Origin of the sequence: uncultured Abiotrophia sp. (genome assembly GCF_963520105.1) — a bacterium.
Lineage (GTDB): Bacteria > Bacillota > Bacilli > Lactobacillales > Aerococcaceae > Abiotrophia.
Genome location: NZ_CAUQPN010000010.1, coordinates 1 through 12,438, shown reverse-complemented (window position 1 = coordinate 12,438; position 12,438 = coordinate 1). Strand labels below are relative to the sequence as shown.

At 49.5% G+C, this 12,438-nt stretch carries 11 protein-coding genes; 6 read left to right on the top strand and 5 right to left on the bottom strand.

Annotation, left to right across the window (positions count from 1 at the left end; genetic code table 11):
- Window positions 1–538 precede the first annotated feature (538 nt).
- The gene (locus RWO08_RS08640) at window positions 539–1,510 is read right to left on the bottom strand and encodes a nuclease-related domain-containing protein (RefSeq protein ID WP_314211819.1); all 972 of its coding nucleotides are present in this window, start codon (window positions 1,508–1,510) and stop codon (window positions 539–541) included.
- Between the two features lie 986 nt (window positions 1,511–2,496).
- Between RWO08_RS08640 and RWO08_RS08635 the strand changes: the two genes are divergently transcribed.
- Window positions 2,497–3,537: a LysM peptidoglycan-binding domain-containing protein gene (locus RWO08_RS08635; RefSeq protein WP_314211818.1), complete on the top strand. Its 1,041-nt coding sequence runs from the start codon at window positions 2,497–2,499 to the stop codon at window positions 3,535–3,537.
- 99 nt (window positions 3,538–3,636) lie between these two features.
- Here the strand turns inward: RWO08_RS08635 and RWO08_RS08630 are convergent, their stop codons facing one another.
- From RWO08_RS08630 to RWO08_RS08615, 4 genes are all read right to left on the bottom strand, one after another.
- Window positions 3,637–4,278, bottom strand: a complete 642-nt coding sequence (locus RWO08_RS08630) for an ATP-binding cassette domain-containing protein (protein WP_311466775.1) — start codon at window positions 4,276–4,278, stop codon at window positions 3,637–3,639.
- 10 nt (window positions 4,279–4,288) lie between these two features.
- On the bottom strand, window positions 4,289–4,930 hold the full coding sequence (locus tag RWO08_RS08625; RefSeq protein ID WP_314211817.1) for a hypothetical protein: 642 nt from the start codon (window positions 4,928–4,930) through the stop codon (window positions 4,289–4,291).
- 206 nt (window positions 4,931–5,136) lie between these two features.
- Window positions 5,137–5,940, bottom strand: coding sequence for a hypothetical protein (locus RWO08_RS08620; RefSeq protein WP_314211816.1), 804 nt, complete (start codon window positions 5,938–5,940; stop codon window positions 5,137–5,139).
- Entirely contained in the window at window positions 5,937–7,004 is a 1,068-nt protein-coding gene (locus RWO08_RS08615) for a hypothetical protein (protein ID WP_314211815.1), read from the bottom strand. Before RWO08_RS08615 ends, RWO08_RS08620 begins: the two co-directional genes overlap by 4 nt.
- 384 nt (window positions 7,005–7,388) lie before the next feature.
- On the opposite strand from RWO08_RS08615, the gene RWO08_RS08610 reads away from it, so the two are divergent.
- From RWO08_RS08610 to RWO08_RS08590, 5 genes are all read left to right on the top strand, one after another.
- The gene (locus RWO08_RS08610) at window positions 7,389–8,240 is read left to right on the top strand and encodes a helix-turn-helix transcriptional regulator (RefSeq protein ID WP_314211814.1); all 852 of its coding nucleotides are present in this window, start codon (window positions 7,389–7,391) and stop codon (window positions 8,238–8,240) included.
- Between the two features lie 294 nt (window positions 8,241–8,534).
- Window positions 8,535–8,819, top strand: coding sequence for a helix-turn-helix transcriptional regulator (locus tag RWO08_RS08605; protein WP_070755143.1), 285 nt, complete (start codon window positions 8,535–8,537; stop codon window positions 8,817–8,819).
- Window positions 8,820–8,931: 112 nt separating this feature from the next.
- Window positions 8,932–9,348 (top strand): ORF6C domain-containing protein, encoded by a 417-nt coding sequence (locus tag RWO08_RS08600; RefSeq protein WP_311469029.1) that lies wholly within the window; start codon window positions 8,932–8,934, stop codon window positions 9,346–9,348.
- Window positions 9,345–10,481 carry a hypothetical protein gene (locus RWO08_RS08595; RefSeq protein WP_314211813.1) on the top strand — a complete coding sequence of 379 codons (1,137 nt, stop codon included), beginning with the start codon at window positions 9,345–9,347 and terminating at the stop codon, window positions 10,479–10,481. The genes RWO08_RS08600 and RWO08_RS08595 overlap by 4 nt, the downstream gene beginning before the upstream one ends.
- A 288-nt stretch (window positions 10,482–10,769) precedes the next feature.
- On the top strand, window positions 10,770–11,393 hold the full coding sequence (locus RWO08_RS08590; protein WP_314211812.1) for a hypothetical protein: 624 nt from the start codon (window positions 10,770–10,772) through the stop codon (window positions 11,391–11,393).
- The last annotated feature ends 1,045 nt before the right edge of the window (window positions 11,394–12,438 follow it).

Genomic DNA, 12,438 nt, shown 5'->3' with positions numbered 1-12,438 from the left:
TAAGGAAAAGAAAGCAGAGAAAAGCCCGCACTCCGGTGCGGGCTTTTTGTGTGGCGTGGGAGGGGTTTGGGGATGGGGCAGAAGCTAGGACAGGGCGGAACATGGGCCATAAGCTAGGGAAAGCCGCGAGCTTCCAGGAAAAGGGCAGAAAATGGGTCAAAAGCCGGAAAAGGTGAGAGCTAGTGGTCCACTCTCTAAAGTGGACCACTAGCTCCCTGGGAAAGGGCCGAAACTAGGCCAAAAGTCCCGAAAAGTAGTGAGCCAGTGGTCCACTCATTCTAGTGGACCACTAGCTCCCTGGGAAAGTGCGGAAACCGGGTCAAAAGCCTTTTAAAGCCGCGAGCCAGTGGACCACTCTTTCGAGTGGACCACTAGCTCCCTGAAAAGAGGGCCGAAACTGGGTCAAAAGCCCGAAAAGTCGTGAGCCAGTGGACCACTCCGTCGAGTGGCCCACTAGCTCCCCGGGAAAGTGCGGAAACTAGGTCAAAAGCCCGGAAAGGCGCGAGCTATTAGACCACTAGCTCCCTTTGCCTGCGGACTAATGAATCTGCACGGGCTGGTCAGGATTTTCTAGCAAGTCATGCAGCTTGAGGTGGGGCTGGGCGATGGCGTAGGGCACGTTGGCGCCGTGACCGTGGGCTTGCTGCTGAGCATAATGGGCCAGCAGCTTGGTCACAAGCTTGGGATTGGCGTCCTCTCCCAGAAAATCCAGCACCGCCCTCCTTGTGATGGCCTGGTCAGGATGCAAGAGGGCAAACTCATAGAGGGCCCGCAAGTAGCAACGCGACTTGTTTTCACTGAAAGCACAAGCGGGGCAGCTGCACTTATAGCGCGATTGTTCTAGCGGCCCCCAGCCACATTTCCCACAAAGCAACCCCCGCCGCAGCAACTGCTCTTCGACCGGTGCCAGTTGACGCGGCCGGTGCGGGTTTTGGAATTGCCAGGGGCTGAGCGCCCTGAAGTAGAGGGACTGGCTGGCCAGAGGCGGTATGCTAGCTAGCTGTCCGAGCAGGTCCAGCCACTGGGCGTAGGTCAGAAAATGGGCCGGCGTCCCCTCTAGGGCGAGTTGGTCGTCTGTGAAAATGAGCAGGGCCCGGATAGGAATAGGTGGCAGATGGCAACTTTCGATAAATTGACGCAAGTCCTCAACATGATTTTCAATTTGATTGACTAAATTGTGGTGGTAGGGTCGATCATTTAGCAAACTTTTTTTGCCTAGGTAGCGGAAGGAGCCCGAGTAGTGCTTGACCTCCAGCAGCAACAAGCAATCCGGCAAGACCAAGACCCCATCCAACTGGCTGCCCCGAGTCGCCGGCCCCTCCCGGCTAGGTAGCCAGACATCCTGCAGATAAATCGAGCTCAAGCCGGCCGCCTGGATACTGGCGTCCAGCCGACACTCCCCCTCGTAACCTTTTCGCAGACGGGCCAGCCTTCGTTGGTCCGAATCATTCAGTTCAAAACGCTGACTAAGCAGCTGATAAAAGTAGAAATCCCAAGTCGGCGGTCGCATGCCGCATTCTCCTTTCGGTGTGAAAATGTATCTTCATATATAAATACCCGAAAAGGGGCCTTTTTGCACGAAAGCTCGAGATAAAAAGTTGATGAGAAGCTAGGAAAAGGGCAGGAAGCCGGATTAAAAGGCTAGGAGAGAGGCGGAAACTAAGGCAAAGTTGCCGCAAAGTCGCGAGCCAGTGGTCCACTCCGTCGAGTGGACCACTAGCTCCCTGGAAAAGTGCGGAAACTAGGCCGAAAGCCCCGCAAAGCCGTGAGCCAGTGGTCCACTCCGTCGAGTGGACCACTAGCTCCTGGGAAAAGTGCCGAAACTGGGTCAAAAGCCCAAAAAGCCGCAAGCCAGTGGTCCACTCTTTCGAGTGGACCACTAGCTCCCTGGAAAAGTGCGGAAACTGGGTCAAAAGCCCCGAAAAGCCGTGAGCCAGTGGTCCACTCCGTCGAGTGGACCACTAGCTCCCTGGAAAAGTGCGGAAACTGGGTCAAAAGCCCGAAAAGCCGTGAGCCAGTGGACCACTCCGTCGAGTGGACCACTGGCTCCCTAAGAACAAGGCAGCAACCAAAAAGCCCCCCCAGCACCACACCAAAAAAGTTACAGCCAGGTTACAATCCCCGCCCTAGATAACAAACTTGCGTCAGCTTGGGGCGGGATCCTTTAAAGCTGATTAACATCTGGGGCATTTTCCCCACAGGAGCGTCTAATTAGGGTATGATAAATACGTGACACGAGGTGGAGGGTCTCTGGCCACGCCAAGTTTGGCGGCTTTTCCTAGCTTAATAGGTCTAGGTCAGCAAGTCTGGCTTATTCCTGGTCAGGCAAGTCCGGCTTTCCGGAGCTCAAGCCCGGCTTTCAGAAGTTCAAGCCAAGCTTTCCGAAGTTTCAGCAAGCCAAGCTTCCAGGAGCTCACGCAAGTCCAGCGCCTACCCACTAAAAGAATTTAACGTCTGCGCCCGAGGGCGTGTGCGATGTATAAAGGAGATATCTATATGAAGAAGACACTTAAAGTGGTGACTGCCTTAACCGTGTTAGGTTTCGCAGCACAACAAGCAACTGCCTTAGCCGTAGATTATTCTGATGCGTCTGTTACCGGCTGGGTTCAACGGACGGTTGAACATGTCCGCAACTCTGTAACCAACTCACAATACTATGTGGTACAGTGGGGCGACACCTTATGGACCATTTCTCAGGCCTTAGATGTGCCAACAGAATCTTTAGTCGGTCTTAACGGCATTGCCAACCCAGACTTGATTATTGCAGGGTCTGTTATCTACTATAACCCAAGCGCTAACACCGTGACCTTAGACGACCGTCAAGGGAACGTGGAAACCGTTCAAGCGGATACCCACCAACAAGTGGCTGCTGAAACTGTTCCACAAGAAGTTTTAGCGGAAGCAAGCCAACAACCAGTTGACTTGTCACCTGTAACTCAAGTTCATCAAGCGCCAACGGCTTCTGCCGCTGCTTTCCAAGAAGCACAAGCCGCAGCTGCGGCGCAAGCCCAAGCGCAAGCTCAACCAGTTGCTGAGCCTGCCAGCGCCCAAGAGCAAGCAAGCCAATCTTCTGAGTCTCAATTCCAAGCTGCTAGCGAAGTCAACGCGCCAGTTTCAGTTGAAGAAAGCTCAAGCCCTGTTGCGGAATCTACAGCTCCTGTAGCTGAAAGCCCAGCGCCAGTTGAAGAAGCGTCAGCGACGCCAGCTGCACCAGCAGTCGAGGAATCTTCTGAGCAAGCTGCCCCAGCTGCCGAAGAAAGCAAGACCGAAGAAACTACAAGCAACAGCTCAAGCTCAGGCTACCAAGGGATCCAATCCGCAGCCAAAGAATGGATTGCGCAGAAGGAATCCGGTGGTGACTACAACGCAGTCAACCCATCAGGTCGTTACATCGGCCGTTACCAATTAACTGCTGAGTACTTGAACGGTGACTACTCCATTGAGAACCAAGAACGCGTCGCTGACGAATACGTTAAGAACCGTTACGGTTCTTGGGAAGCAGCCAAAGTCTTCTGGGAAGCCAACGGCTGGTACTAAGAAATGCAAGAGAGACGGGAAGTTTAGCTTCCCGTCTTTTTTTGTGCAAAAGAATAGCCAGTTTTCCTAAGCTAAGTAGGAAATAACCTGGCTAATGTCTTATGATTGTTGATAGAGATGATGGTTCTCAAATTGATAGACTTTTTGGCAAAGGCGCTGAATATCCGCCTGATAATGTGAAGCCATTAAAATGGTAATACCGCGGGCGGCCAAGTCTTCAACTACTTGATAAATTTGTTGGAGACCTTCTTTATCTAGACCATTAAAGGGCTCATCTAGGATGACTAGGTCAGGCGCTTCCATGATGGCCTGGGCTATGCCGAGGCGCTGTCTCATACCGAGAGAATAGGTGCTAACTTTTTTATGGCGTGCTTGGTAGAGACCAACACTTTGGAGGACCGCTTCTACTTGTGCGCGGTCAATGGTTCGACGAATGGCCGCTAGTTGTTCAAGATTGGCTTGTCCACTGAGATAGGGGATGAAGCCCGGTTTTTCTAGGAGAATGCCGACATTTTGGGCAATTTCTACATCACGGCCAATCACTTGATTGGCAATTTGAATCTGCCCAGCTTGAATCTTTTGAAGACCCACAATGCACTTAAAGAGAACCGTTTTGCCACAGCCATTATGTCCCACTAATCCAACAATCTGACCAGGTTCTGCAGTTAAGCAAACATCTTCAAAAACCAGGTCATTTTTGAATCGCTTGGTGACCTTGTCTAAGGATAGAAATGCTGTCATGATATACCTCCTAGTATTGAATACGGTAATGGCGGGAGAGGAAATAGGCCAAGAGGCCAGCTAGAAAAATAGCAAAGCCAGCAAGACAAAGTCCAATATAGCTAAGCGAAGGAAGGGCCGCGTTCTGCTCATTGGCGATATTCGATAACCCAACCCAAGAAAGAACTGTTATGCGATAAAAGTCAAATTCTTGAATATAGCCCCCTAGTAGCTGCACACTGATTAAAGTAGAGACGAAGAAGCTCCCTAAACGATCTTGGATAAGATTGAGTAGAAAGGCTCCTAAGGCGAAGAGACTTGTGATTGGCAGGAGCACTAGTAATTGTCGCCAAATGGCGGTCCAAGGATTCAATTGTGACTGAATATAGTAATCATACTTAAGTGTCAATTCAAAAGGCAGACCAAATTGTGGCTGTTGACCTAAGCTCCCTAAAATCTTACCCCAACGAGAGTCAAAACGTAGGTGTCCTACTAACATGACTTCTAAGAAGAGAAGATAGCATAAGAGAAAGACCAAGAGGCTTATGACAATCGCCACAAGATAAGCTAATAGCCAAACCCGCTTGCCAGTTCGTAAAATCAGTTGCATTTGCTGTTCACTGCGATCTGGCAGGGGCGCGAAGAGTAGTGCCAGGGCAACAAATAAAACCATAATGCGAAAACTATTGGACAAGAAAAAAACGAAAAAGCCAAGGTGTATGGTCTCGTGAAAATGGTTAGCCATTGCTCGAAGGCCCAGTAATTCAGGGAGGCTGAAGCCAATAACTAATAGTAAGGAAATAAGAAAACGGCTAGAGATAATGGTGCGTCTAACTTGTTGAAGACATAAATTCCAAAACATTTAATCCTACCTCCTTCCTAGATAGCAAATTGGTAGCGTCCGATTATTCGCTTCTTAAGTGCTCGGTGTAGCAGATAATAAGCGAGTAGGATGTAGAGGATTAAATAAGCCAACTGATGGGCCAAAACAGGTAGCAGCTGATTATTGTACATTCCTTTCAAGGCAGTAATCTCAGGAGTAAAAATGTTAAGAGGATTCACCATATACCAAACAAGCTTCATGCGGAAGAGCGCATAAAACAAGAGGGGACTAATAGTCAAGAAGAGAATATTATCTGTGAACATAGCCAGCCCCATGACCACTAAGAGCGTGCAAGAAGTAGTTGCCCATTGCAGAAAATATGGAATCAAATAGTAGAAACCAACCCAAGGGCTTCCAAGTAGATGAGCTCCAGGGTATTGGGTGAGAAGTTGACTTAAGATTCGCCCATCGGTCGAAGCGATAGGAACGAAGCAAGCAAAAAAAGCCAAAGACAAGATGTAACCCAAGCCTACAACAGCACCTGTCATTAGCAGGGCTTCAGCTACTAGAATGGCGAGACTCCGCCAAGAAGATTTGCGAACTAGCCATAGCGAGAGATAGCTACTATCAAGTTGATAAAAGAATGTGCGAATCACTGGAAATAGCGCGATGACTTGAAGAATAGAGCGAGCATCGGTTGCCCGATAGGTTCGATTGAGGAAATACAGGGCTGGCATGCCCCCCCCTCGCTGATACTCGCTATAAAGTGGCATGCAGAGAAAGTAGGCATAGAGCCCTACTGCAAGCCAAAAGTCCCAACGCCTAAAGATAGAGCTAGTTAGACGTAAAACGAGTTTCATCGTAGCAACTCCTTCTCTGTTTGCGGGCTGAAGTAGAGGTTCATATCAAAGAGTTCTGTATCATTTTGTTCAGATTCTGTGACACGTATATGGACAATCCAAACCGGTTCAATGCGCATCTTGCGGCTATGGGGTTCTGCCTCAGTAACAATCGGCGCGTAGCCTAAAGAGATCTTGTCGATGTGAACGGGATTGGTGACAATCTGGTCAGCAAACTTGTCCTTGATTAGGTCGATAATTTTAGCCGGTTTGAAGGTTAAGGACTCTTCTGAGTCTTGGAGTTGATAATGGGAGAGAATGTAGGAATCAAGCATATCTTCCTGGTTGAAGATAAAACGATAACTCTCGCCGAGGACATAGTTGCCGGCATCCGGGTTACCAATGATTTCATCATTACTTAAAAAATGTGTGCCCTTAATGGCGCGCGTGGCGGTCACATAGTAGAGATCTTGAAATTCATAACCATCTGGGAGTTTGACCGGGTCTTCTTTGTTCTCTTCAGCTTGATTGTACTCAGCTATATGCTCTTGGAAACTACGCTTGGTTAAACGGTGTATTTGAACATTTTCTAATTCGATGTCAAGATTATAGCTGGCAATGAATTGCTTGATTCGATCCATAACTTCTTCATCGGTCAAACTTAAGGAGAAATTCTTGTCAGGGTGCTGACTTTGATATTCGAGAGCACCTGTTGCAATATTGCTTAGATTTGAGATTGGGAGCTTGCTATAAATGATGCTAGTTGACTGCATAAAAGGGTTAAAACTGACATTAATCTGATGCTTGTCTTGAGTCGTGTAGGCAACACCTGATGCCCCATTAGCTATTTGGTATTCTTCTTTGTCAACAATCTTGTAATGAGCTTGAATAGCTGCCTCAAGCTTTTCTCTAGCAGAGTCCATGGTGACAGGATAGGTTGCTAATTCAACTGAGTCATTGGCTTGTAGCTGTTCCATGACCTGATCATCGATTGTAACGTTTGTCATTAGTTCATGAGCAGAGACACCGCTCATAGGCCAAGCCAGGATGAGAAGTGCCAACATTATGGATTTTAAGTGTTTCATAGTAGCCTCCTATTATAGTAATGAGTGCCCAAGTCAAGGGCATAGAGCGTCCTGTTTATACGAAAGAGCCTGTTTTCCCATTTTAGAAAGGCCTTTCATCTATAGTATAGACCATCGGTATTCTCTAGGTCAATCATTAGAATCTGGATAAATAATCATCTTAATTGGCAAATAACTAAAAGAATCATATTTTTATAATTGTTTGTTTCATGAAAATAACCATTCTACCTAAAAGTAAGAAGAGCTTCAAAGTGTCTATAAATCAAAAGTTATTGATAAATATTTGGATATGAGCTTTCTTAAAAAAATATTTGTCCTGACATATATTTTTGTCATTGGCTTCAAAAAAGTGTATACTAGTAAGTGAATCAAGGGGGTAAGGTGATGAAGGAAGTTATCGCTCATCTTATTAAGACTAAACGCCAAGCTCAGGGGATGACACAACGTGCTTTGGCTCAGGGGATTTGCACCCAGGCGGTTATCAGTAAGATTGAAAAGGGCACCGTGATGCCATCAGTTGAATTATTTGCTAAACTATGTAGCCGATTGGCTTTAAGCCAAGAGGAAATCAATCAACTATTTCATGTGCGGAATTTAGCCCAACAAACCATCTTCAACCAAGAGATGCGACGAATTTTGGAGCAGCGAGATTATAAGGCCTTAGAGGTGGTCCTAAACCGTCTCGACCCGACGCAATTAGCAGGGGATGATGTCTATTATTATCAGTGGTTACAGGCAGTTAATGATTATTCCTTAAGTCAGGATGTTGAAAGCTACCGTTCACGCTTGATGAAGCTTTTGGATCAAGTGGCGGGGCTCCCGGCACTCTATTGCCAAGTGCTAGCAAGCATGGGCTTATTGAATATGGATTTAGAGGCCTATCAAGCAGCGCGTTCTTACTATGAAACGATACTGGTTCGATTGGATAGCCTAGAAGATTGTCGTTTCAAAATGCGAGTCTATTATCGTTTAGCAGAGATTTGCTTAGCCATGAATGATCAGGAGGCAGCCTATCACTATTATTCTGAGGCTTTGGAAGTAGCCAAAGCGGCGGAATCCTTCTATCTCTTAGGTCTAACTTATCTTGGTTTGACAAAACTCTTAGAAAATCAAGCCATGATAGAGGAGGCAAGAACTGCTTGTCAAAAGGCACTTCAAGTCTTTGAATTGGAAGGGGCAGAATCCGGCGCCAATCAGGCGCGTTGGGTCCTCAATCGACTCAAGAACCAAAATTAAAAATAGAATAGTTAGCTCAGCGCAATTTATAGGGACGGAACTAAGCTTCCGTCCTTATTTTAGTATGGAGATTACAGTGTTGGATGAGATGTAAGCGGCTAGCAAATTGGATTGAAAGGTCCAAAAAAAGATTGAAATACGCACAATCTAGCTCATGTGGTTAACAAAAGTTAACAAGTTGTGCGATTTTACCGGAAATAATTAAAATCATCTTGAAAATTCGTGAAGATGGGAATATGATGTAGTTGTAAACCTTTTCTTAAAGGTAATATAAGTCAGAAAGGAGGGATTACAATGGCAGACTATCGTGCTAACAGCGATGAGGATTATGATGCTGGCTTCTTGATTCAACTGATTGAGGCAGATTATGGTAGCCAGAAGGAACGGGCCCAACGTTATGGGATTGACCGCTCCCTCTTGAACCGGATTATCTGCGGCCACTATAAGCCGCGGCGACGCGTGGCCTTGCGTTTGGCCCTGGGTCTCAATCTGGATAATGACGCCTTCGTTCGTATCTTCTACCACCAACTATGGTTGCGTGAGCATCCTGAAGCGGCAGAAGACAGCAGTCAAGGCTGACCCCATCATTTCAGAGAAGATATCGAGCCGTGACCCGGTGGCCACGTCCTCAACTAGCCAAGCGGCTGGCGCTCGATAGCAAGCACAGTTGTCACCTATAGGGGGAATTCATATGACAACAAATGTTAATAAAAACACAAACAAAGCAAATTCTCTGTCACCACAAGATGTCCAAACGGTCCTAGCGGCCCTCATGAAATTGGCCAGCGACCGTCCCGCTCTAGAGAGCCGGCCGGAACCTGTCATTCTACCGGCCGTCGCCGAAGGCCTGGCCTCTATTCGCCGTCAGTGCCTGAGGGACTGGTTGGGCGGACCTCAAGCCCCAGCCTATCTCAATGAAGGGCTGCGCTACCGACTCTTCCACCAGGCCCAACGCGACTTCAAACTCCAGTTCGAGGTCAGTCGCTTCGACATGATTCGCCAAGGCGACAAGCAAGCCGCCCTGGATTTTTGGGCCAAATGGCAACCTTCTAGCGCCCTGCGTCAGGCCATTCAAGCCTGCAATGAGAGAGAGGGGCAGGACCTATGAGCCTCAAACGCGTCGTCGACACCCGCTTCTGGAATCAAGTAGACGTGATGGAACGTTATTCCTCCCAGGACAAGCTCTTTGCCTTATATCTCATGACCTGTCCGCGGTCCACGCAACTGGGCATCTATTCCCTGCCCAAGCGGGTCATTGCCTTCGATATGAGTCTGGACGATGATCAGGTGGGACAACTCCTGGCTCGCTTTCAAGACGATTATCAGGTCATTGCCTATTCCGACCAGACCCAGGAAGTGGCCATTCTGGACTTTCTCACTTATAGCCTAGTCAAAGGCGGCCAGCCGGTCGAGCGCCTGTTACGCAATCAGGCCGAAGATGTCCGTGATAGCCAACTCCTAGTCAAGGTCTTCCAGCACCTAGCCAGCTATTATGAGCACAGCCACCGCCTAATCGACCAACTGTCCCAGGAGGTCCTAGCCACCGAACTGAAGCGCCGCCAGGAGTTAGGCAGTGAGGGGGAAGGGGTGACTAGTTTGAGCCAGGGGACGCAGGGGGCTTCAAGCCGCCTAGGCTCTAGTGACCTCCATAATCAAGATCCTAATCAGAAAGACAATCAGATTCATAAACAGAATCAGAGTCATAATCACAATCAGAATCAGAATCATAATTCAGCGTCCAAGCTGGACTCTGATTCGGAGGGCAAATTAGATGCTAGGGAGTTGGGGGAGAGCTCGGCAAAAGGGGTGGTTAGTGATTGGGCAGCCAGTTCAGCTACTTCCTCCAGTACATCAACTTCCAACCAAACGCACACCACTTCTTCCAGCGCCACCAGCTCCCAACCCTTTGGCCAGGCCATCAGCCTACCAGACCAGAGCTTCAGCCAGACCCTAGCCCGGGCCCAGTCCCTAATCAGTCAAACAGGCCAGTCCCAGACGGGCGTCAGCCAGCAGACCATGGACCAATTTGTCCGGGTGGAGCGCGACATGGCCAAGCTACGGCCCTTCTACGAGCGCTACTTTGGTCCCATGACCGGGGCGGAAAGCCTGCAATTTCGGAACTGGCTGGATAAGATTGGTTACTGGCCCGTCATTGAAGCCATCGAGCAGGCCCATCGACGCCAGGCCAAGAAGCCCTTTGCCTATATTAGCACCATCTGCCAGCAGGCCAGCAAGGCCTAGCGCACCCTCGGCATCCACTATGAGGAGGGGAAATCAGGTCCCGTCGCTCCAAGCCGACGGACCTTTCCAGACAAAAGATAACAAAACAACCGCCTGCGTCAACAAGCGGTTGTTCAGTCGAACTAGTGGGGTCAGTCTTATTTTAACACAGGACGCGCCCCAATAGGTGACTGATTAAGCACAAATATCATGGCGCCTGACCAGCCTTGCCCAGGCTTGGCCTCATCCCTTAGGGTGAATTTGGATGGGGAGTGTGGCTGACTGGCGAGCGCCCCAAGAGGTGAAACCATGCTGACACAAGACCAGACGCTGGATCAAACAGCGCTCGTCGAACAGTATGGTGGGGTCATACACTATGTATTACATTCGCAAGGTTACTACCGCGGCCATCCCGACTATGAGGACTTCTATCAGGAACTCTACCTTAAGCTTCGGGACCTGGCCCACAAGTTTCAGGGCAATCTCCTAGAAGAGCAGAATCGCAGTCGCTTCGTTGGCTATGTCAAGCCGGCCCTGCGCTACTATCTCTGGGATTTGGCCCAGGCCGCCAGCCGCCGGCGCAGTCGCGAGCCCTTAGGTCTATTGGCAAATGGCGGCGGGGCTGAGCCCGATTCAGAACTGGTGGCTGATCTGCTGGCCCAGGATTTGAAGCGGAGCGAGACGGGCGCCTGGCAAGCCCAGCAGGGCGGGACCCAGGAGTCTAGTCAGGGGGCGGATGCCTTCCTGGCTGCTGCTCGGTCGCGCTTGTCCGATAAAGAGGCAGACTTTCTGACTTTCTTGTTAGATCCTCGCCTGACCGACACCGCCAAAGCCCGCCAACTCGGCATCAGCCTCAGCTCCTACGACGACCGCCGCACCCGCCTAGCCACCAAGCTCTGGGATTTGAAGGTTTTGTTGAAAGGGGAGGGGTAGGGCTGGCCCTAAATAGCCAGAGCTAGTGGTCCACTCTCCAAAGTGGACCACTGGCTCACGACTTTTTGGGGCTTTTGCCTGATTTCTGCCTTTTTCCGGGAAGCCAGTGGACCACTCTTGAAAGTAGACCACTGGCTCACGCCTTTTTTGGGCTTTTGCCTGATTTCTGCCTTTTTCCGAGAAGCCAGTGGACCACTCTCCAAAGTGGACTACTAGCTCGCGACTTTTTGGGGCAATTGCCCGATTTCCGCCTTTTTCCGGGAAGCTAGTGGACCACTCTCCAAAGTGGACCACTGACGCGCGACTTTTTTGGGCATTTGCCTGATTTCTGCCTTTTTCTGGGTAGCTAGTGGACCACTCTTGAAAGTGGACCACTAGCTCACGCCATATCGGGGCAAAAGCCCGGATTTCAGCCCTATTCCGGGTAGCCAGTGGACCACTCTTGAAAGTGGACCACTGGCTCATGCTTTTTCGGGGCATTTACCCGGTTTCTGCCTTTTTCCAGGAAGCTAGTGGACCACTCTAAAAAGTGGACCACTAGCTCACGCTTTTTCGGGGTAATTGCCTGATTTCCGCCTTTTTCAAGGCAGCCAGTGGACCACTCTTCAAAGTGGACCACTGGCTCACGCCTTTTCGGAGCTTTTGCCTGATTTCCGCCTTTTTCTGGGAAGCCAGTGGACCACTCTTCAAAGTGGACCACTAGCTCGCGACTTTTTGGGGCAATTGCCTGATTTCTGCCTTTTCCCGGGAAGCTAGTGGTTCACTCTCCAAAGTGGACCACTGGCTCACGCTTTTTCGGGGCAAAAGCCCGGTTTCTGCCTTTTTCTAGGTAGCTAGTGGACCACTCTTTAAAGTGGACCACTGGCTCGCTTCATTTCGGGACATTTACCGATTTTCTGCCTTTTTCCGGGAAGCCAGTGGTCCACTTTCCAAAGTGGACCACTAGCTCGCGCTTTTTCGGAGGTTTTGCCCGGGATTCCGCCATTTTCCGGGTAGCTAGTGGACCACTCTCCAGAGTGGACCACTAGCTCACGCATTTTCGGGG